The organism is Cupriavidus sp. 05N38, assembly GCF_056397345.1.
The window spans coordinates 57,220-77,111 of sequence record NZ_JBFTNF010000038.1 but is presented as its reverse complement, the minus strand read 5'-3'; the positions used below and the strand labels follow the sequence as shown (position 1 = coordinate 77,111).

Sequence of the window (19,892 nt, the reverse complement as noted above, 5' to 3'; positions counted from 1 at the left end):
CGTCATGGCAACGGTGCCGGCGCAGTTTCGTGGAATTGCGCGGTTAGAACGCGGCGGACTTCTTGAAATCCTCGATCGCTGCACGCAGCGCGGCTTCATCTTCCTTCGACAGATCCTTGGTATCTTCGATGCGGTTGATGAGGTCGGCGTACTTGGTCTTCAGATGGTCGTGCAGGCCCTTCTCGAACGGGAGAATGTCCTTCACTTCCACGTTGTCGAGGAAGCCGTTGTTGGCTGCGTACAGCGACGCGGCCAGCTGCCACACCTGCAGGGGCAGGTACTGCGCCTGCTTGAGCAGTTCGGTCACGCGGCGGCCGCGCTCCAGCTGCTTGCGGGTGGCATCGTCCAGGTCGGAAGCGAACTGCGCGAACGCAGCCAGCTCACGGTACTGGGCCAGGTCGGTACGGATACCGCCGGACAGCTTCTTGACGACCTTGGTCTGGGCGGCACCACCAACGCGCGACACCGAGATACCGGCGTTGATTGCGGGGCGGATACCAGCGTTGAACAGGTCGGTTTCCAGGAAGATCTGGCCGTCGGTGATCGAGATCACGTTGGTCGGCACGAAGGCGGACACGTCGCCAGCCTGCGTTTCGATCACGGGCAGCGCGGTCAGCGAGCCGGTCTTGCCGGTCACGGCACCCTTGGTGAACTTCTCGACGTAGTCGGCGTTCACGCGGGCTGCGCGCTCGAGCAGACGCGAGTGCAGGTAGAACACGTCGCCGGGGTAAGCTTCGCGGCCCGGCGGGCGGCGCAGCAGCAGCGACACCTGGCGGTAGGCCCAGGCTTGCTTGGTCAGGTCGTCATAGACGATCAGCGCGTCTTCGCCGCGGTCGCGGAAGTACTCGCCCATCGTGCAGCCGGCGTAGGCAGCCAGATACTGCATGGCGGCGGAGTCCGAAGCCGTTGCGGCGATGACGATGGTGTATTCCATCGCGCCGAGTTCTTCGAGCTTGCGCACCACGTTGTTCACGGTCGAAGCCTTCTGACCGATTGCCACGTACACGCAGAAGACGCCCTTGCCCTTCTGGTTGATGATGGCGTCGACAGCCACGGCGGTCTTGCCGGTCTGGCGGTCGCCAATGATCAGCTCGCGCTGGCCACGGCCGATAGGCACCATCGCGTCGATCGACTTCAGGCCGGTCTGCACCGGCTGGCTAACCGACTGACGTGCGATCACGCCAGGGGCAACCTTTTCGATAACGTCGAATTCCTTGGCGTTGATCGGGCCCTTGCCGTCGATCGGCTGGCCCAGCGTGTTGACCACGCGGCCGAGCAATTCGCGGCCGACCGGCACTTCCAGAATGCGGCCGGTGCACTTGACCGGGTCGCCTTCCGAAATGTGTTCGTAGTCGCCCAGCACCACGGCGCCGACAGAGTCGCGCTCGAGGTTCAGCGCGAGGCCGAAGGTGTTGCCGGGGAATTCCAGCATCTCGCCCTGCATCACGCCGGACAGGCCGTGCACGCGGCAGATACCATCGGTCACGGAGATAACCGTGCCGGTGTTGCGCACTTCAGCGTCGGCGCCAAGACCCGAGATGCGGGACTTGATCAGCTCGCTGATTTCTGAGGGGTTCAGTTGCATAACAATGCTCCTAATTCTTCAATCCGTCGGCCGGTGAGCGCTTGCGCGCATCAGGCGGTCAGCGCGACTTGCATCGCAGCCAGGCGCGCACGCACGGAGGTGTCGAGGACTTCGTCGCCAACCTTGACGCGCACACCGCCGATCAGCGACGGGTCTACCGCAACCGAGGGCTGCAGCTTGCGGCCGAACTTGCGTTCGAGCGCGGCGACGAGGTCGGTCAGGGTTGCGCCTTCGATGGGGAAGGCACTCGTGATCTCGACATCGGCCGACCCTTCACGGGCGTTCTTGAGCGCATGGAACTGCTCGGCGATTTCCGGCAACACGGCCAGGCGGTGGTTGTCCACCAGCAGGCCGACAAAGCGCTTGGCTTCGTCATTGACCGGAGATTTCAGGGCCGACAGGAACAGTGCAGCCAGCTTGTCGCCGTGCACGTTCGGATCGCCAGCCACCGCCTTCATGTCGGGATTGGCGGCGACTTGCCCCATTTCCGACACCAGCTCGGACCATGCATCCAGATTGCCGCTCGATTCGGTCGCGACGCGGAACAGCGCCTCGGCGTAGGGACGGGCAATGGTTGCGGTTTCAGCCATGATTAGAGCTCAGCCTTGAGTTGATTGAGCAGGTCGGAGTGGACCTGCGCGTTCACTTCGCGCTTGAGGATCTGCTCGGCACCCTTGACGGCCAGCACGGCAACCTGGTCGCGCAGCTGTTCGCGCGCGCGGGTGACTTGCTGGTCCGCTTCGGCCTTGGCCTGGGCAATGATGCGTGCGGCTTCCGCCTGGGCGTTATGCTTGATCTCGTCTGCCGTCAGCTGGGCGCGCTTCTCGGCGTCGGCGACGCGTTGAGCACCTTCGGTGCGGGCTTCGGCCAGGGCCTGGTCCACACGCTTGTTGGCGAGTTCGAGCTCAGCCTTGCCCTTTTCGGCAGCGGCGAGGCCATCGGCGATCTTCTTTGCGCGTTCGTCGAGCGCCTTCACCAGCGGCGGCCAAATGAATTTGGCAACTACCCACCACAGGATGAAGAACACGACCATCTGCGCAAGAAACGTTGCGTTCAGATTCATGGTGTGTTCCTTTCGGTAATCAAACTACAGATAAATGCRCAAGGGCGGCCAGGCTAAGTGGCCCGCGCCGCCCGTCAGCATCATGCAGACCGAAAAGAATTACTTGATGACAGCCAGCAGCGGGTTGGCGAATGCGAACAGCATTGCAACGCCCACGCCGATCAGGAATGCTGCGTCGATCRGGCCAGCCAGCAGGAACATCTTGGTTTGCAGCGGGTTCATCAGCTCGGGCTGACGTGCGCACGCTTCGATGTACTTGCCACCCATCAGGGCGATACCCAGGCAGGCGCCGATTGCGCCCAGACCGATGATGATGCCGATACCAATAGCGGTCAGACCCTGGATGTTGGCGAGATATGCTTGCATGACGACTCCTTTAATTTAGAGAGACTTGGAACTTGAAAAACTGAAAACCAAAAAACCAAAAACCGGAAAATCAGTGGTGATCATGTGCCTGGCCGATGTACACCAGCGTCAGCATCATGAAAATGAAGGCCTGGAGCAGGACGATCAGGATGTGGAAGATCGCCCATACGGTACCGGCCAGCACGTGACCGACGAAGCCCAGCGCGGACAGGTCCGCACCGAACGTCCAGATGGAACCCAGCAGCGCGATCAGCAGGAACACCAGTTCGCCGGCGTACATGTTGCCGAACAACCGCATGCCCAGCGAAACCGCCTTGGCGAGGAATTCGATGAGATTCAGGACCAGGTTGAACGGGGCCAGGTACCACTTGGCGCCGAACGGGGCCGAGAACAGCTCGTGCATGAAGCCGCCGGCGCCCTTGATCTTGAAGCTGTAGTAAATCATCAGCACCAGCACCGAGCACGACATGCCCAGCGTACCGTTCAGGTCGGCCGTGGCAACCGCGCGGTGGTGCGGCAGGTGGATGTGGAAGATGCCCAGCAGGCCGTTCAGGCCGGTGACCCAGTCGACCGGGATCAAGTCGATGGCGTTCATCACGGTGATCCAGCAGAACACCATCAGCGCCAGCGGGGCGATAAAGGAACGGTCGCCATGGATGATGCCCTTGGCCTGGTCGTCGACCATTTCGACGATCATCTCGACGAAGGCCTGGAAGCGGCCCGGCACGCCGGCCGTGGCGCGGCGCGCGGCGGCGTACAGGAAGATCACGGCGATCGCCCCGCACAGGACCGACCAGAACACCGTGTCGTAGTTGAGGACGCTGAAATCGACCACGGAGGCTTGCTTGCCGCCAACCGTGTTCAGGTTCTGCAAGTGTTCGGCGATATAGCCGGAGGGGGTGAGCGCCTGTTCGGCGCCTTGAGCAGCTGACATGTCGAAACGAACCGTAATATTGCGAAACCAGTGGCCGGCATTCTGCCGGTACGCTTCTTGCACCGCCTTCAGCATGAGTCGCTGGTCACCGCGGGCAAGGACGTCTTAACCTTATCTGCGCCGCGCTTCACCGTTGTGACGCGCCACGCCAAAAAACTCTTGATATTCCGTTTTCGTGCCCCAACTCGATGGGATGCACTGTATTCGAACCACCGCGGCCGCCTTGTCTGTGGACAAGTCCGCAGCGACGCGTTCAGCGAATCGCCAGCGCCACCCAGTAGGTCTTCAGCGCCAGCAAAAACGTGACCAGCATCGGCACCCAGCGCAACTCGCGGTACAGCACCACCACCAGCACAAACAGGGCGACGGTGGCAAACACCTTGATGGCCTCGCCGACGACCAGGCCGCCGACCGAGGTACGCTCGCGCGACAGCCACAGGCGCAACGCGAAAAAACCGCTCGGCACGAAACATACGACGCCGCCAAACAGCGCGGACCAGCCAGCCGCCGCGGCATCGCCGCTGGCGAACACTCGCCACGCAATGGCCGACAGAACCGTCACCGCCACCTGCGCCAGCACGACCCTGCCGGGCGTCATGCGCGAAGGGCGCAGCGCACGCGCACCGAGCAGCGTTTCCGCTTCCGCGCGCGACAGCGGCTCGACCGCCTCTTCCTCGCGCTCTGCCTCGTCCTCCCAGGCATCGCGCGCCTGCCAGTCCTTGTCCTGACGGGCATCTCGACGATCAGAAACCACCTGCGTATTGCCTCTGCTGGTTGTTAACTCCATGCTCGGAACTTTCTTGGACCGGCTGGAATTCAAACCGCACGATTTTACGAGGAATGCACCATCAGAGTCAATCTGCTTACAGTCTCCTTGCAACGGTGCGCAATCTCCTTTCGCCCACGAGGCCATACTGCGCGCGAAGCGACGGCGCGCCAATAACGCGGCAGGTAATTGAGACTTTCGGCCCGCGTGGCGCAACATCATCGTTTATTGGCCTTGCGTAAACCTGACAAAGCCTGACAAAGTCCGTCGCGCAGGCGCAACCGCGGCGCCCGCTTCGCGAGCGCCGTGCGTTAATCGCGCACTATTTTAGGAAAATAAAGCTGAGCCTGTCGTCAGGCCGGGGACTGGCTTTCGCCCTGCTCGCGCAGACGCGTGAGCACACCGTCGAGCGCATCGTTGCTGGTGAAGTGAATGGTGAGCTGGCCCTTGCCGCGCACGCCCAGCTTGATCTGCACCGGCAGGCCAAGCACGTCGGACAACTCCTCCTCGAGACGCGCGACATCGCGTGCCGGCGCCACGCCATTCTGCCGCATCGAGCGCAGATCGAGCGGCCTGAGCGTGGATGCGACCAGCTTCTCGGTTTCACGTACCGAGAGGCGTTTGTTGACGATCTGGTTGGCGAGCGTGATCTGGTTGGCGCCGTCCACGGCGAGCAGCGCGCGCGCGTGTCCCATGTCGAGATCGCCCGCCATCAGCATGGTCTGCACCGGCTGGGCCAGGTTGAGCAGGCGCAGCAGATTGGACACCGCGCTGCGCGAGCGCCCCACCGACTCGGCCGCCTGCTCGTGCGTGAAATCGAATTCGCGCACCAGCCGCATGATGCCTTGCGCCTCTTCCAGCGGATTGAGGTCCTCGCGCTGGATGTTCTCGATCAGCGCCATTGCGGCGGCGGCGTCGTCGGCCACATCCTTCACGAGCACCGGCACTTGTTCAAGCCCGGCGATGCGCGACGCGCGGAAGCGGCGCTCGCCGGCGATGATCTCGTAGCGGTCCGGCTCCGCCACCCGGCGCACCAGGATCGGCTGCATCAGGCCCTGCGCGCGGATGCTCGCGGCCAGCTCCTGCAGCGCGCCTTCGTCCATGCGCGTGCGCGGCTGGTACTTGCCGGGCTGCAGCTGATCCAGGCGCAGCACGGAGGGCGCGCCCTCCTGCTTCACGGCATCGACGATTTCGGCGGGGCCGCCAAGCAAGGCTTCCAGTCCGCGGCCCAGGCCCTTTTTCTTTGCAGTGCTCATCTCGTTATCCCGCTTGCTATCTTCTGTACGAAGCCCGCTCAGTCGAGCAACCTGACCCGAGCAATCATCTCTGCGCCAAAGTCCAGGTAGGCCTTCGCGCCCTTGGAGGACGGATCGAAGGCCACGCCCGGCACGCCGTAGGACGGCGCTTCCGCCAGCCGCACATTGCGCGGGATGACGGTCTTGAACACCTTCTCGCCGAAATGCGATTCCAGCTGGGCGGACACTTGCTGCTGCAAGGTCACACGTGGATCAAACATCACACGCAACAAACCGATCACCTTGAGGTCGCGGTTGAGATTGGCGTGTACCTGCTTGATGGTATTGACGAGATCGGACAGCCCTTCGAGCGCGAAGTACTCGCACTGCATCGGCACGATCACGCCGTTGGYGGCGCACAGGCCGTTGAGCGTCAGCAGCGACAGCGACGGCGGGCAGTCGATCAGCACGAAGTCGTACTCGGCATCGACTTCGGCGATGGCATTTTTCAGGCGGCGCTCGCGCTGGTCCAGTTCGACCAGTTCCACTTCGGCACCGGCCAGTTCGCGATTGGCGGGCAGCACGTCGTACTTGCCCGACTCGGAATACTGGCGCGCCTGCGCGATCGACGAAAGGCCCACCAGGACCTGGTAGACGCTATGTTCAAGCGATTGCTTGTCGATGCCCGAGCCCATCGAGGCATTGCCCTGCGGATCGAGGTCGACCAGCAGCACGCGCTGCTGCTGGGCCGCCAGTCCGGCGGCAAGATTCACCGTGGTGGTGGTCTTGCCGACGCCGCCCTTCTGGTTTGCGATCACGAATACCTTGGCCATAAGCTCTTAGCTGCTCCTGCTTGATTTCAACCTGCCGGGGTGGACGCCGGCGACAACCACCGGCCGGGTCAGCGGCGCGACAGCACCACCAGGTGACGTTCTGCATCCAGTTCCGGCACGGTCAGGCGCGGCACCGCCTCGACCTGCCACTCCTCCATCATCCCCGCCGCTTCCATGCGGTCGATTTCGGGCTGCGGATAAACGCCCTTCATCGCGATCAGCTTGCCTTGCGGCGCGAGCAGGTGGCCGGCGAGCGAGACGAAGTCGCTCAGCTCGGCAAACGCACGCGAGGTGATGACGGCGTAGCCCCTGGCATCGTCCAGCTTCTCCACTGGTCCCCAGTGGGCGGCGGCATTCGACAGGCCAAGCTGCGCCCGGCACTGCGTCAGGAATGCCGTCTTCTTCTGCACGATGTCGACCATCAGCACGGACAGGTCCGGGCAGGTAATGGCCAGCGGCAGGCCGGGCATGCCGCCGCCGGAACCGACGTCGAGCACGCGGGCGCGCGCGCCCTCCTCCACCGCAACGCTGCGCGCGGCCTCCGCCAGCGCCGGGACGGCGGCCAGCGAGTCGAGCATATGGTGCGTCAGCATCTCGTCGGGATGGCGGATGGCGGTCAGGTTGTAGATTGCATTCCACTTGCGCAGCAGCGCCAGGTACGCGAAGAGCTGGTCGATCTGTGCCGCGCCAGGTGCAAGCCCGATGGCGGACAGCCCGGCTTCCAGGCGGCGGCGCTGGTCGGCGTCATCCACGGCGGGGTAGCGTTGGCCCCGCACTCAGGCTGCCTCTTGGCCGGAGCCGGACTTGGTACGGCCCATGCCCCGCTTCTTCAGGTGAACCAACAGCAGCGAGATCGCGGCCGGCGTCACACCCGAGATACGCGAAGCCTGGCCGAGCGTCTCGGGTCGGTGCTGGTTCAGTTTCTGGCTGACCTCGAAACCGAGGCCGCGCACTTCGGTGTAGTCGAAGCCGTCCGGCAGGCGCGTGGTTTCATTCGCCTCCAGCTTGACGACCTCGGCGGCCTGGCGTGCGATATAGCCGTGGTACTTGATGCCGATCTCGATCTGCTCGCGGATCTGTCCGGTCAGCAAGGGATCGGCGTCGAGCGGCTGCTTGGGTGCGTACTTCCCATCCTGCAACGCCATCAATGCGTCGTACGCCACGGCGGGGCGGCGCAGCAAGTCGGCGAGGTTGTACTCGCGCTCGATGGCCTTGCCGAGCAAGGGCACGGCATCGGCCTCCGGCAGCAGGGCCGGATTGACCCAGGTGGTCTTCAAACGCTCTGTTTCACGTGAAACGGCGTCGCGTTTACGGTTGAATGCATCCCAGCGCACATCGTCGACCACGCCGAGCTCCCGACCAGCCTCTGTCAGACGCATATCGGCATTATCTTCCCGCAGGCTCAAACGGAATTCTGCGCGGCTGGTGAACATCCGGTACGGTTCCGACACCCCGCGGGTGATCAGGTCATCGACCAGAACCCCAAGATAGGCCTGGTCCCGGCGCGGCGTCCAGGCTGCGCGCTCGCGTACGAAGCATCCCGCGTTGATGCCGGCCAGCAGGCCCTGGGCGGCGGCTTCTTCGTAGCCGGTGGTGCCGTTGATCTGCCCTGCGAAGAACAGGCCCTGGATTGCCTTCGATTCCAGCGACGCCTTCAGCGCACGCGGATCGAAGTAGTCGTACTCGATGGCATAGCCAGGGCGCAGGATATGCGCGTTCTCCATGCCGCGGATCGAATGCACCAGTTCGAGCTGCACATCGAACGGCAGGCTGGTGGAGATGCCGTTGGGATAGAACTCGTTGGTGGTCAGCCCTTCGGGTTCGAGGAAGATCTGGTGGCTGTCCTTGCTGGCAAAGCGATGGATCTTGTCCTCGATGCTCGGGCAGTAGCGCGGCCCCACCCCTTCGATCACGCCCGTGTACATCGGCGAGCGGTCGAGGCCGCCGCGAATGATGTCGTGGGTGCGGGTGTTGGTATGGGTGATCCAGCAAGGCAGTTGCTGCGGATGCTGCTCGGCGCGCCCCAGGAAGGAGAACACCGGCACCGGGTCGAGATCGCCGGGCTGCTCCTCCATCACCGAGAAATCGATGGTCCGGCCATCGATACGCGGCGGCGTGCCCGTCTTGAGGCGGCCCTGCGGCAGCTTCAGTTCTTTCAGGCGCGCGGACAAGGAAACCGATGCCGGATCGCCAGCGCGTCCACCGGTGTAGTTGTCCAGGCCCACGTGGATCTTGCCATCCAGGAAGGTACCGGCGGTCAGCACCACCGCGCGGGCGCGAAAGGCGATACCGACCTGGGTCACGGCCCCGACTACGCGATCCCCTTCCACCATCAGGTCGTCCACTGCCTGCTGGAACAGCATCAGGTTGGGCTGGTTCTCCAGCCGTGTCCGGATTGCCTTGCGGTACAGCACGCGGTCCGCCTGGGCGCGCGTGGCACGCACAGCCGGGCCCTTGCTGGAGTTGAGGATACGGAACTGGATGCCCGACTCATCCGTGGCCGCGGCCATGGCGCCACCCATTGCATCCACCTCTTTGACGAGATGGCCCTTGCCGATGCCGCCGATCGACGGATTGCAGCTCATCTGGCCGAGCGTTTCGATGTTATGGCTCAGCAGCAGCGTCTGGCAGCCCATACGTGCAGCGGCGAGCGCGGCTTCGGTGCCGGCGTGGCCACCACCGACGACAATGACATCGAATTCTTTTGGGTAAAGCATGGACGGGACCTCCTCCGGGAGGCTGACGGGAATCATTCGGGATGCCGAATTATAGCGGCAATCGCTGCTGCTTTTTTGCGCAGCAACACGTTTCACGTGAAACATGCCGCATAGAAGACTCGAGTGTGTTCCACGTGAAACAAAAAAGCCGGGCACCAGGCCCGGCCTTCCGTCACGCCACGATTGCGGTGGCGCTATGCGCCGCCCTGCTCCCGGACATAGGCGGCAATGCGTTCTACCAGCCTGCCCAGGTCGGCTTGCACCCGGGCAAATCCGGCATTGCGCTCGCGCGTCGCCTCATCCATATACAGCGGCCGCCGGATCTCGATCTGCAGGCTGTTGCGCCGCTCCGCCGGGCGACCGATCTGCGCAATCAGCTGCACCCCTTTGTACGGATCATTGCAGGCCACCGTATAGCCCATCGCCCGCAACTCGGAAGCTACCAGCCCGACGAAGGCCGGCTCGCAGGTACTGCCATCCCGGTCGCCGAGCACGAAGTCGGCCAATGCATGCGCGCTCTGTATCTTGAGCCGCTCATAAGCATTGTTCGGCATCGAGTGCAGGTTCAGGTGCCAGAGCGCGCCGAAGCGGCCGTAGGCCTCCTCCACCGCCGCGGACAGCGCCTGGTGATACGGCAGGTAGTAGCGGTCTATCCGGTTGCGTACCTCTTGCAGCGAGAGCTTGCGGTCGTAGATCGGCGTGGACGCATCCAGGTTGCGCCAGATCAGGCCATAGCCCAGGCGTGTCTTCTCGCCTGGCGCCAGTGGCTCGGGCCAGGTACCGTCGAGCAGGCCCGGATCCAGGTCGTCGAGGGTACGGTTGGGATCGATATAGACGCGCGGGAAATTCGCCGCGATCAGCGTCCCGCCATGCCGCGGCACCGCTTCCCACAGGGCCTCGACATGGGTATCCTCGCCGCCGCGCAGCGGCTGTCCGGAGATGGCGGCGCCAAAATCCCGTGGATACCGCGTGCCGCTATGCGGTGAATCACACACCAGCGGCAACGGCTGGCCCTGCGGCGCGAAGTAGGCGAACGGCGCGAATTCGGCGGCGGACTGCGCCAGGTTCTCAGGCTTGCAGCTCATGCGATCAGTCCAGCTTGATGTTGGCTGCCTTGGCCACGCGTGCGTAGCGTGCCATGGCTTGCTGGATCTGCACCTTGAATCCGTCCGGCGTGGTCGGCACCAGGGTGCCACCCGACTCCTCCACCTTGCGCTTGAACTCCGGATTCAGCATGGCCTTGTGGACAGCGCGGTTGAGCTTGTCGACGATCGCCGGCGGCGTTCCTGCCGGCGCCACGATGCCGAACCAGCCGCCATCGCCCATCTCCTTGTAGCCCAGTTCGGCGTAGGTCGGCACATCGGGCAGCTGCGGCGAGCGGGTCGCGCCCAGCACGGCCAGCGCGCGCAGGCGCCCCGATTTCACGTGGGGAAGCGTGGATGAGAGGTTGTCCGTGATGGCGTTCACCTGCCCTGCCACCGCATCGTTGAGCGCCAGCCCCGCGCCCTTGTAAGGCACGTGCAGCAGATCGATCTTGGCCAGCATCATGAAGTTCTCGATATTGGCGTGACCGAGCGAGCCGGCCCCCGGGGAAGCAAAGCTGTACTTGCCCGGGTTGGCACGCGYCAGCGCGATGAACTCCTGCATGGTCCTGGCAGGTACGCTGGGATGCACGGCAAAGACGCTCGGGATCGCCACGACATTGGTCACCGGCGCGAAATCCTTGAGCGGATCGTAGTTCAGCTTGGCGAACACCGCCGGATTGGAGCCGTGCGTGCTGACCGTCGCCATGCCGATGGTGTAGCCGTCCGGGGCCGCGCGCGCGACCTGCTCCATGCCCAGCGAACCGCCCCCCATGCGGCTGCGCTCACCGTCGATGTCCGAACTGCATGCCTTTGCCGCGGCCGCCCGGCTGGGGAGCTTCACGCGGGCGGCAGAGGATCTGTGTGTGACGCAGGGTGCCATCAGCCGCGCCATTGCCCGGCTCGAGGCGCATTTCGGCATTTCCCTGCTCCAGCGCAACGCCCACCGCCTGACCCTGACGGACGCTGGCCGGCAGCTGCTGGAGTCGGTGGCCGGTCCGCTGGCGGCGATCGAAAGCGCCAGCGCAGCCCTGCTCTCGCGCGACCGCCGGCATCACCTCACCCTTTCCGCCGTACCCACCCTGGCCAGCGTCTGGCTGGTACCGCGGCTGCCGGCGTTCCACCGCCGCCATCCCGACATCCGCCTCGATTTCGTGCCCTACCGTCGCGACGAGGACTTCTCCGGGCCGGCCCCCGACGCCGCCATCCTGCCCGGCACCGCTGACCACTGGCCAGGCCTGCAATGCGACTACGTGATCGGCAGCGAGGTCGTGCCCATCTGCCATCCCGACCGCGCCCGCGCGCGCCGCGAAGCCGGGCGCTGGTCCAGCCCCGCCGCACTGCTGGACGAACCCCTGCTGTTCCACACCACCGCACCGGCCAACTGGCAGCACTGGCTGGAGGCTGCGGGCGTACCCAGTGCTGCGCCCGCGCTCGCCACGGGCTTCGACCAGGTCTCGATCCTGGTGCAGGCGGTCAAGGCGGATATGGGCGTGGCAGTGCTGCAGCGCTGCCTGGTGCGCGAGGAGATCGAATCCGGGCGCGTGGTAGCGCCGTTCGACCTGCCGATCCGGCTGACGCGCGGCTACTTCCTGTGCACGCCGCGCGAGCGGCATTCGTACCCGGCGCTGGCGTGCTTCAGGGAGTGGTTGCTCGAGACGGCAGCCCAGGACCCCGATGTGAAGGGTGTCCAGGCTCAATATTCGCCGGATAGATGATTATCTTTTAATTTTGATGTCTCAAAGTCGTACTGCGAATGAAATCGGTATCGTCAACACTTCGTTGTCATTGCGACGAATTTCAATGCAGCAATTCTGAGCAAGTACATTCATCCAGTGAATATTTAGCGTACCAATCGCTGCGCTCTCGCCGGGGCCGAGCCCTTCCGCCCAATGCCACCGACCTTCCCGGAGTCGAATCCGCCGCACAAATAAATAACGACGAGCTTGGCCCGCCGTTATTCATCCCGGGAATTTTAGACGCCGATTGAAGGCTCAGGCCGCCTTTTTCGCCAGTCCCAGGTACGTCTCGATCACCTTCGGATTCGCTGCCAGTTCCTCCGCCGGTCCTTCCATGGCCATGTCCCCGGTTTCGATGACATAGCCGTAGTCGGCCACCTGCAGCGCTGCCCGCGCGTTCTGCTCGATCAGCAGCGTCGCCACGCCGGTTCTGCGCAGATCGTTGATGATGTGGAAAATCTCCTTCACGATCAGCGGCGCCAGCCCGAGGCTGGGCTCGTCCAGCATCAACAGCTGCGGCTTGGCCATCAGCGCGCGGCCCACCGCCAGCATCTGGCGCTCGCCGCCGGAGAGCGTGCCCGCATCCTGCCGGGCGCGCTCCTTCAGCCGTGGGAACAGGCCATAGACGACCTCCATCTGATCGAGGAAGTTCTTCTCGCCGGCACGCTTGCGGCGGTATGCGCCAAGCACCAGGTTGTCTGCCACGCTCATCGAGGCAAACAGCTCGCGCTTCTCCGGGACCAGGCACATGCCGCGCGCGACCCGCCCTTCCACGGGCAGGCCGGCCATGTCGTGGCCGAGGTAGCTGACCGTGCCGGACGACGAGCCGCTGACCGGCAGCGCGCCCATGATGGCGTTGAGCATGGTGGACTTGCCCGCGCCGTTGGGACCGATCACCGTGACAATCTGGCCGGCCTCCACCTTGAGGCCGGCGCCGTGCACGGCCTCCACCTTGCCATAGCGCACATGGAGGTCTTTCACTTCGAGGATCAGGCTCATCTCTTTTCCTTACTCCACGCCACCGAGATAGGCTTCGAGAACCGCGGGGTTCTTCTGCACGTCCTCGGGCACGCCTTCCGCGATGCGCGTACCAAATTCCATCACCACCAGGCGGTCGGTGAGGTTCATGACGAAGTCCATGTCGTGCTCGACCAGCAGCACGCTCATGCCTTCGCCCTTGAGCTTCTTCAGCAACTCGGCCAGTGCCTGCTTTTCCTTGTAGCGCAGGCCCGCGGCGGGCTCGTCGAGCAGCAGCAGCGCGGGATCGCAACACAGCGCGCGGGCGATCTCGAGGATGCGCTGCTGGCCCAGTGCCAGGCTGCCGGCTTCCATGTACATGCAGTCGGCCAGGCCCACGCGCTCGAGCTGCCGCGCGGCTTCATGCAGCAGCTTGTCTTCCTCGCCGCGGTTCATGCGCAGGATGGCAGCCGTGACGCCGCCCTGCGCAGCGAAGTCGCCGCGCAGGTGCGCGCCGATTGCCACGTTCTCGAGCACCGTCATGGTCGGCAGCAGATGCACGTGCTGGAAGGTGCGGCCGATGCCGCGCTTGACGATTTCGCGCGACGGCAGCCCGGAGATCGCCTCGCCGCGGTAGCGCACTTCGCCGCGCGTCACGGGCAGCACGCCGGTGACGAGATTGAAGGTAGTGGACTTGCCCGCGCCATTGGGGCCGATCAGCCCTACGATCTCGCCGGCGCGCACCTGGAAGCTGACATCGTTGACCGCCACCAGCCCGCCGAACTCCTTGCGCGCGGCCTGCAAGTCGAGGATCAGCTCGCCTGCCTGCGGCTTCGCGCGCAGCGGCAGCGGCTCCGCCTGCGCGGGCGCCAGCACCGGCGGCCCGCCGGGCACCAGCTTGCGGATAAAAGGCCAGATGCCATCGCGTGCGTACTGCAGCAGCAGCACCATCAGCACGCCGAACACGATCGTCTCGAAGTTGCCGTTGGCGCCGAGCAGCTTGGGCAGCACGCCTTGCAGGACGTCCTTCAGGATGGTGAGGATGCCGGCGCCGAGCACCGCGCCCCACACATGCCCCACGCCGCCCACCACGGCCATGAACAGGTACTCGATGCCGTAGTTCAGGCCGAACGGCGTCGGGTTCACCGCGCGCTGCAGGTGCGCGTAGAGGAAGCCCGAGATGCAGGCCAGCACGGCGGCCACCACGAAGATCACTACCTTCATCCACGCCGTGTTCACGCCCATTGCCTCGGCCATGGTGCCGCCGCCCTTGAGCGCGCGGATGGCGCGGCCCGGACGCGAGTTGAGCAGGTTCTGCATGGCGATCACCGCCAGCAGCACCACGGCCCAGATCAGGTAGAACATCGAGCGGCCCGAAGCCAGCTCGATGCCAAGCACGTGCAGCACGGGGATGCCGTTCAGACCATCGTACTTGCCGAGGAACTCCAGGTTGCCGAACAGGAAGAACAGCGACAAGCCCCATGCGATGGTGGCCAGCGGCAGATAGTGCCCGGACATGCGCATGGTGATCAGCCCGATCACATAGGCCGACCCCATCGTGATCGCCAGTCCCACCAGCAGGCCAAGCCACGGAGACAGCCCGAACTGCGTGGTGAGGTACGCCGTGCTGTACGCGCCGAGGCCGACGAACGCAGCCTGCCCGAACGACGTCATGCCGCCCACGCCGGTGAGCAGCACCAGCCCGATGGCGACGATGCTGTACAGGCCGATGTAGTTGCCCAGCGTGATCCAGAATTCAGGCGTGGGCAGCACCGGCAGCAGCGCCAGCACCACCGCGAAGGCCAGCAGGAAAAGCCGGTTGCGTCCGGCGGAGTTTGTCCGGCGGGTCCTGTTGCCGGTCGCGCCCGCGCTGCCCGCCGCGCCGGTGCCGGCCACGGCGCTCTTGCCATTCGCATTCTTGGCGTTTGCATTACTCATGGCCTGCTCCTTATTCTTCGTCTTCCACATGCTTGCTGTTCAGCGAGCGCCACAGCAGCACGGGCAGGATCAGGGTGAACACGATGACCTCCTTGAAGGCACTGGCCCAGAAGGAGGAATAGGATTCGAGCAGGCCCACGAGAATGGCACCCGCGGCAGCCACGGGATAGCTCACCAGGCCGCCCACGATGGCGCCGACGAAGCCCTTCAGGCCGATCAGGAAGCCGGATTCGTAGTAGACCGTGGTCAGCGGTGCGATCAGGATCCCGCACAGCGCGCCCATCGCCGCGGCCAGCGTGAACGACAGGCGCCCGGCCTGCGTGGTGCCGATGCCGACCAGGCGCGCGCCGAGCCGGTTGACCGCGGTGGCGCGCAGCGCCTTGCCCGCGATGGTGCGCTCGAAGTAGAAATACAGTGCGGCGATCAGCAAGCCGGAGACGCCCACCACCCACAGGCTCTGTCCCGATACCGTCAGGCTGCCCACGTCGAAGCGCATCTCCGAGAACGCCGTGGTGCGCGAGCCCTCGGCCCCGAACATCACCAGGCCGAGGCCCACCAGCGCGAAGTGCACGCCCACCGAGACGATCAACAGGACCAGCGTGCTGGCCTCGGCCAGCGGCTGGTAGGCCAGGCGGTACAGCATTGGCCCCAGCGGCACCACGATCAGCAAGGTCAGTGCAATCTGCGCTGCCATCGGCATCGGTTGCGCGGCATATTGTTGTGCCAGCACATGCACCGCGAGCGGGAACACCAGGTACTTGCCCGCCAGCACCGCGAACCGTGTGCCCGCGGTTCGGCGCAGTTCGGCGCTGCGCAGCACGGTGACGGCCTCGTAGAGAAAGGTGAGCACGCCCATGGCAAGCAGCAGCCAGCTGCTCTGCGGCGCATGGCCGGCCTGGATCGCCGCCAGCGTGAGCGCGCCATAGGCGACGAATTCACCCTGCGGAATGAAGATGACGCGGGTCACCGAGAACACCAGCACCAGGGCCAGCGCCAGCAGCGCGTAGATGGCGCCCGAGGTGATCCCGTCCTGCGCCAGGATGGCGGCGATCGAGAGGTCCATTGTCTCCCCGTATTTTGTTGGTGCGTCCGGCCGGCGAGGAATGCCGGCTGGCGCGAATCACGGATTACGAAATAGTAAACAAATTACGCATAGCACAAATCCCGACCAACCCTAGCTTGCGCGGTGCGGCAAGCCCAGGGTCGGCTCCGAGCGCCGATCCGCATACACGGTTCGGGCAGCGTATTCGCAGCGCAGCACGGCCGCCATGCACCTTTGCGGCTTTGCGGCTTTGCGGCTTTGCGGTTTCCCGGCGTGGCGCAGCAATTCATTAACACGTTAAAGATCGTGCATGACGGAAACGGTGTCAAGTACGGGATTGCCTGTAGACCGCGCCACGCGTCCCGCGCTCGCGGCACAAACAAAAAGGGCGCATGGCTGAGCATGCGCCCTTTTTGCGGCTACCCCCGAAGCCAACCTACTTGGTCTGCAGCTTCCACTTGCCGTCCGTGATCAGCACCATCACGCGCGAGCGCTGGTCCAGCCCGAGGTGGTCGGTCGGCGTCATGTTCATGATGCCGTGGGAGATCGGCAGTTCCTTGGTCTGCTCCATGGCATCGCGCAGCGCCTTGCGGAATTCCTTGGTGCCAGGCTGGCCCTTCTTCAGTGCCTCGGGAATGGCCCGCTGCAGCAGCAACCCCGCGTCCCAGGCGTGGCCGCCGAAGGTGGAAACCTGGCCGCCAAAGGCCTTCTCGTAGGCCGTCTTGTAGGCCATGGCGGGCTTCTTCACCGGGTTGCTGTCCGGCAGCTGCTCGGCCACCAGCAGCGGGCCGGCAGGCAGGAAGGTGCCTTCGCAATCCTTGCCGCAGACACGCAGGAAGTCCGCATTGGCAACACCGTGGGTCTGGTAGATCTTGCCCTTCCAGCCGCGCTCCTTGAGCGCCTTGGCCGGCAGTGCGGCGGGCGTACCCGAACCAGCGATCAGCACCGCGTCGGGATTGGCGGCCATCATCTTCAGTACCTGGCCGGTGACCGATGTATCGGTGCGCGCAAAGCGTTCGTTGGCCACCACCTTGATCTTGCGCATCTCGCCGACCTTGGCGAATTCCTGCGCCCAGCTGTCGCCATAGGCATCCGCGAAGCCGATGAAGGCCACCGTCTTCACGTTGTTGTTGGTCATGTGCTCGGCAATGGCGGTCGCCATGTGCGAGTCGTTCTGCGGCGTCTTGAAGACCCAGGCGCGCTTGGCGTCCATCGGCTCGATGATGCGCGCCGAGGCGGCCAGCGTGATCATCGGCGTCTCGTTCTCGGCCACCACGTCCACCATCGCCAGCGAATTCGGCGTCACGGTCGAACCCACCACCACATCGACCTTGTCCTCGCTGATCAGCTTGCGCGTGTTCTTGACGGCGGTAGTGGTATCGGAGGCATCGTCGAGCACGATGTACTCGATCTTCTTGCCGGCGATTTCCTTCGGCAGCAGCGAGATCGTGTTCTTTTCCGGGATGCCCAGCGAAGCCGCCGGTCCCGTGGCCGAAACCGTCACCCCCACCTTGACCTGAGCGTTGGCGGTGCCCGCGCACAAGGCGGCGGCGGCGAGAGCCAACAGGCTGGCGCGCTTGAATGTCATCGTGTCTCCTTCCATAGCGGCAAACGGAAAAGGCATCCGTGCCGGCTTCCGGCCGGTCGGATGCCTCAATCTGGTCTTCTTGTCTTTGTATGCTTGCGGTGTCCTTGCGGACCCGTGTCCAGGCGCAACGCCGGCGCCTGCCTGCTGCCCGGTGCGCGCGGAACCAGTCCGCACCACACCGCGATCTCCCGTCCTGCGCGTTTCCCCGGCGGCGCGCTGCGCCACCCGGTGCCGCTCATTCACCGACCGCACGGTCGAAAATGCGTAGCGAGTCTAACAATAGCGATATGGGCCGGAAAGCCGGATTAACCCGGAGCGCCGCCAGGGTGCGGCACGCCACGCGACACGCCACGAGAATCCGGCGGCCGCGCCCTGCCCGCTCAGTGCCCGAAGGCATCCCATGCGGTCTTCACGATCAGCGCCGCCACCACCACGATGAAGACGCGGCGCACGAAGCCGCTGCCATGCTTGAGCGCGAGGCGGCTGCCCAGCTGGCTGCCGGCGACGTTCGCCACCGCCATCACCAGGCCGAGCTGCCACCATACGTGGCCCTTGGCCGCCAGCAGCAGCAAGGCCGCCAGGTTGGTGGCAAGGTTGACCACCTTGGTCGATGCCGACGCATGCAGGAAGTCATAGCCGAACACCCGTACGAACACGATCATCAGGAAGCTGCCAGTGCCGGGTCCGAACACGCCATCGTAGAAGCCGATTGCCGCCCCCGCGAGCAGCGCTGCCGCGCGCTCCTTGCTGCCCGAAAGCGTGGGCGCATGCTCGGTGCCCAGGTTCTTCTTGGCCACCGTGTACACCAGCAGGATCACCAGCACGAACGGCAGCGACTTGCGCAGCGGCCCGGCGGGAATCAGCGTCAGCGCGTAGGCACCGGCCATCGAAAAGACAAAGGCCGACAGCATCGCCGGCATGGTCGCGCCCCAGTAGATGCGCACGCTGCGCCCGTAGCGCACCGCGGCGTTGGCCGTGCCCGCCAGCGAAGCCACCTTGTTGGTACCGATCAGGGTGGCCGGCGACATATCGGGATAGGCGGAGAACAGGGCGGGGATCTGCACCAGGCCGCCGCCACCGGCGACGGCATCGATCATGCCGGCCAGAAAAGCCGCGACCGCGAGAAACACGAAATCCATGGAACGCTCGGAAGACCAGGGAGGAGAAGAAGGGAAGGAAGGAGAGGCAACGCAGGAAGGCGACACGCCGGGACTGGCCTGCGGCAAGCCCCCGCCGCGTGTCAGCCGAGGTCTTTGTGCGCCGGTGCCAGATTGCAGTGCCACAAGCCGGCACACGGCACGAAGCCCGCTGCCTCGGCCTGCCGCACCGTCAGCAAGGCAGGCGACAGCAGCAAGTGCCGTACACCATGCGCGCGGCACCAGTCGGCCAGCAGGTCGCAGCACCCCTGGAAAAGCGCCGCATTCGCCACAGCCGCCGTACCCGTCTCTGCAACTGGCCGGGCCCACCATTCCGCCACGAACGCCGCGAGCCCGGCGAGCCCGAGATGCGGCACCAGCGTGACGGGCAAGCAGCCCAGCACTTGCTGCCCCGCTGCTTCCGCCACCACGCAAGCCCCGCGCTCCGGCCTGGCCAGCAGGCTCTCCACCAGCGCGCTCCGCGCGCGCGCGGCAGCCACCGGCAGCGGCCGGGCGGCCTGCAGCCAGTCGCTCAGCGCTGGCGCGTCGGCGGCGGTAGCAAGGCGGATATGGGGATACGAGCCGGCAGCGGAGGAAGCGTCCTCAGAAGGCGGTTTATGTGGCGCCGGAGGCACCGCTGATGGGAATTCGGGGGACATGGCAGGCGTCGGGGAGAGAAGCAGATTGTCTCATGTGGCCCTCGCCCTTCTTATGCCGATTCCGCATGGTGGCGTGCGATGCACCAGAAACAGGCATTAAAAAAGGCGTTGCCGGGGATCACCCGGCAACGCCCTCATCTTATATGACACTGCAGCCTAGTGACCGCGCGCCTGTCGTCTCCTCGCTTCCGCCTCCATTTAACCTGCGAAAACCGTATATGGAATGTAACTAAGCGGTGCGTTCCGAACAAG

General features: G+C 64.8%; 18 protein-coding genes and 1 pseudogene. 1 reads left to right on the top strand and 18 read right to left on the bottom strand.

Annotation, left to right across the window (positions count from 1 at the left end; genetic code table 11):
* Positions 1-43: 43 nt before the first annotated feature.
* From atpA to AC1DK4_RS25235, 12 genes and pseudogenes are all read right to left on the bottom strand, one after another.
* Positions 44-1,585 carry a F0F1 ATP synthase subunit alpha gene (gene atpA / locus AC1DK4_RS25290; RefSeq protein WP_441612886.1) on the bottom strand — a complete coding sequence of 514 codons (1,542 nt, stop codon included), beginning with the start codon at positions 1,583-1,585 and terminating at the stop codon, positions 44-46.
* 50 nt (positions 1,586-1,635) lie between these two features.
* On the bottom strand, positions 1,636-2,175 hold the full coding sequence (locus tag AC1DK4_RS25285) for a F0F1 ATP synthase subunit delta (RefSeq protein ID WP_441612885.1): 540 nt from the start codon (positions 2,173-2,175) through the stop codon (positions 1,636-1,638).
* Positions 2,176-2,177: 2 nt separating this feature from the next.
* Positions 2,178-2,648, bottom strand: coding sequence for a F0F1 ATP synthase subunit B (locus AC1DK4_RS25280; protein ID WP_441612884.1), 471 nt, complete (start codon positions 2,646-2,648; stop codon positions 2,178-2,180).
* 99 nt (positions 2,649-2,747) lie between these two features.
* Entirely contained in the window at positions 2,748-3,014 is a 267-nt protein-coding gene (gene atpE / locus AC1DK4_RS25275) for a F0F1 ATP synthase subunit C (RefSeq protein WP_477131847.1), read from the bottom strand.
* Positions 3,015-3,084: 70 nt separating this feature from the next.
* A complete protein-coding gene (gene atpB, locus AC1DK4_RS25270) occupies positions 3,085-3,948 on the bottom strand; it encodes a F0F1 ATP synthase subunit A (protein ID WP_441612883.1) in 864 nt (287 codons plus the stop codon).
* 253 nt (positions 3,949-4,201) lie between these two features.
* Positions 4,202-4,735: an ATP synthase subunit I gene (locus AC1DK4_RS25265; RefSeq protein ID WP_441613049.1), complete on the bottom strand. Its 534-nt coding sequence runs from the start codon at positions 4,733-4,735 to the stop codon at positions 4,202-4,204.
* Between the two features lie 332 nt (positions 4,736-5,067).
* Positions 5,068-5,970 (bottom strand): ParB/RepB/Spo0J family partition protein, encoded by a 903-nt coding sequence (locus tag AC1DK4_RS25260; RefSeq protein ID WP_441612882.1) that lies wholly within the window; start codon positions 5,968-5,970, stop codon positions 5,068-5,070.
* A 38-nt stretch (positions 5,971-6,008) separates the two neighbouring features.
* Entirely contained in the window at positions 6,009-6,782 is a 774-nt protein-coding gene (locus AC1DK4_RS25255; RefSeq protein ID WP_477131846.1) for a ParA family protein, read from the bottom strand.
* Positions 6,783-6,850: 68 nt separating this feature from the next.
* Positions 6,851-7,558: a 16S rRNA (guanine(527)-N(7))-methyltransferase RsmG gene (gene rsmG / locus AC1DK4_RS25250; RefSeq protein WP_441612880.1), complete on the bottom strand. Its 708-nt coding sequence runs from the start codon at positions 7,556-7,558 to the stop codon at positions 6,851-6,853.
* Positions 7,559-9,499 carry a tRNA uridine-5-carboxymethylaminomethyl(34) synthesis enzyme MnmG gene (gene mnmG, locus AC1DK4_RS25245; protein WP_441612879.1) on the bottom strand — a complete coding sequence of 647 codons (1,941 nt, stop codon included), beginning with the start codon at positions 9,497-9,499 and terminating at the stop codon, positions 7,559-7,561.
* A gap of 194 nt (positions 9,500-9,693) precedes the next feature.
* On the bottom strand, positions 9,694-10,584 hold the full coding sequence (locus AC1DK4_RS25240) for an N-formylglutamate amidohydrolase (protein ID WP_441612878.1): 891 nt from the start codon (positions 10,582-10,584) through the stop codon (positions 9,694-9,696).
* 4 nt (positions 10,585-10,588) lie between these two features.
* Positions 10,589-11,353 (bottom strand): annotated as a pseudogene (locus AC1DK4_RS25235) (tripartite tricarboxylate transporter substrate-binding protein); the annotation flags it as partial.
* 1 nt (position 11,354) lies between these two features.
* Here AC1DK4_RS25235 and AC1DK4_RS25230 point away from each other — a divergent pair.
* Positions 11,355-12,299 carry a LysR substrate-binding domain-containing protein gene (locus tag AC1DK4_RS25230; RefSeq protein ID WP_441612876.1) on the top strand — a complete coding sequence of 315 codons (945 nt, stop codon included), beginning with the start codon at positions 11,355-11,357 and terminating at the stop codon, positions 12,297-12,299.
* A gap of 276 nt (positions 12,300-12,575) precedes the next feature.
* On the opposite strand, the gene AC1DK4_RS25225 is transcribed toward AC1DK4_RS25230, so the two are convergent.
* The 6 genes from AC1DK4_RS25225 to AC1DK4_RS25200 all read right to left on the bottom strand — a co-directional run bounded on the left by AC1DK4_RS25225 (position 12,576) and on the right by AC1DK4_RS25200 (position 19,640).
* Positions 12,576-13,319, bottom strand: a complete 744-nt coding sequence (locus AC1DK4_RS25225; RefSeq protein WP_441612875.1) for an ABC transporter ATP-binding protein — start codon at positions 13,317-13,319, stop codon at positions 12,576-12,578.
* A 9-nt stretch (positions 13,320-13,328) separates the two neighbouring features.
* Complete coding sequence (locus AC1DK4_RS25220) at positions 13,329-15,215, bottom strand: branched-chain amino acid ABC transporter ATP-binding protein/permease (protein WP_441612874.1); 1,887 nt, start codon at positions 15,213-15,215, stop codon at positions 13,329-13,331.
* A 10-nt stretch (positions 15,216-15,225) separates the two neighbouring features.
* Positions 15,226-16,278: a branched-chain amino acid ABC transporter permease gene (locus AC1DK4_RS25215; RefSeq protein ID WP_441612873.1), complete on the bottom strand. Its 1,053-nt coding sequence runs from the start codon at positions 16,276-16,278 to the stop codon at positions 15,226-15,228.
* 415 nt (positions 16,279-16,693) lie between these two features.
* The gene (locus AC1DK4_RS25210) at positions 16,694-17,845 is read right to left on the bottom strand and encodes an ABC transporter substrate-binding protein (protein WP_441612872.1); all 1,152 of its coding nucleotides are present in this window, start codon (positions 17,843-17,845) and stop codon (positions 16,694-16,696) included.
* Positions 17,846-18,225: 380 nt separating this feature from the next.
* Complete coding sequence (locus AC1DK4_RS25205) at positions 18,226-18,984, bottom strand: sulfite exporter TauE/SafE family protein (RefSeq protein WP_441612871.1); 759 nt, start codon at positions 18,982-18,984, stop codon at positions 18,226-18,228.
* A gap of 101 nt (positions 18,985-19,085) precedes the next feature.
* A complete protein-coding gene (locus AC1DK4_RS25200; RefSeq protein ID WP_441612870.1) occupies positions 19,086-19,640 on the bottom strand; it encodes a hypothetical protein in 555 nt (184 codons plus the stop codon).
* Positions 19,641-19,892: the final 252 nt, after the last annotated feature.

Bases quoted from the DNA above. Each gene is read 5' to 3' on its own strand.
- atpA (WP_441612886.1), bottom strand. From the start codon at position 1,585: ATGCAACTGAACCCCTCAGAAATCAGCGAGCTGATCAAGTCCCGCATC.
- AC1DK4_RS25285 (WP_441612885.1), bottom strand. From the start codon at position 2,175: ATGGCTGAAACCGCAACCATTGCCCGTCCCTACGCCGAGGCGCTGTTC.
- AC1DK4_RS25280 (WP_441612884.1), bottom strand. From the start codon at position 2,648: ATGAATCTGAACGCAACGTTTCTTGCGCAGATGGTCGTGTTCTTCATC.
- atpB (WP_441612883.1), bottom strand. From the start codon at position 3,948: ATGTCAGCTGCTCAAGGCGCCGAACAGGCGCTCACCCCCTCCGGCTAT.
- AC1DK4_RS25265 (WP_441613049.1), bottom strand. From the start codon at position 4,735: ATGGAGTTAACAACCAGCAGAGGCAATACGCAGGTGGTTTCTGATCGT.
- AC1DK4_RS25260 (WP_441612882.1), bottom strand. From the start codon at position 5,970: ATGAGCACTGCAAAGAAAAAGGGCCTGGGCCGCGGACTGGAAGCCTTG.
- mnmG (WP_441612879.1), bottom strand. From the start codon at position 9,499: ATGCTTTACCCAAAAGAATTCGATGTCATTGTCGTCGGTGGTGGCCAC.
- AC1DK4_RS25240 (WP_441612878.1), bottom strand. From the start codon at position 10,584: ATGAGCTGCAAGCCTGAGAACCTGGCGCAGTCCGCCGCCGAATTCGCG.
- AC1DK4_RS25230 (WP_441612876.1), top strand. From the start codon at position 11,355: ATGCGGCTGCGCTCACCGTCGATGTCCGAACTGCATGCCTTTGCCGCG.
- AC1DK4_RS25225 (WP_441612875.1), bottom strand. From the start codon at position 13,319: ATGAGCCTGATCCTCGAAGTGAAAGACCTCCATGTGCGCTATGGCAAG.
- AC1DK4_RS25220 (WP_441612874.1), bottom strand. From the start codon at position 15,215: ATGAGTAATGCAAACGCCAAGAATGCGAATGGCAAGAGCGCCGTGGCC.
- AC1DK4_RS25215 (WP_441612873.1), bottom strand. From the start codon at position 16,278: ATGGACCTCTCGATCGCCGCCATCCTGGCGCAGGACGGGATCACCTCG.
- AC1DK4_RS25210 (WP_441612872.1), bottom strand. From the start codon at position 17,845: ATGACATTCAAGCGCGCCAGCCTGTTGGCTCTCGCCGCCGCCGCCTTG.
- AC1DK4_RS25205 (WP_441612871.1), bottom strand. From the start codon at position 18,984: ATGGATTTCGTGTTTCTCGCGGTCGCGGCTTTTCTGGCCGGCATGATC.
- AC1DK4_RS25200 (WP_441612870.1), bottom strand. From the start codon at position 19,640: ATGTCCCCCGAATTCCCATCAGCGGTGCCTCCGGCGCCACATAAACCG.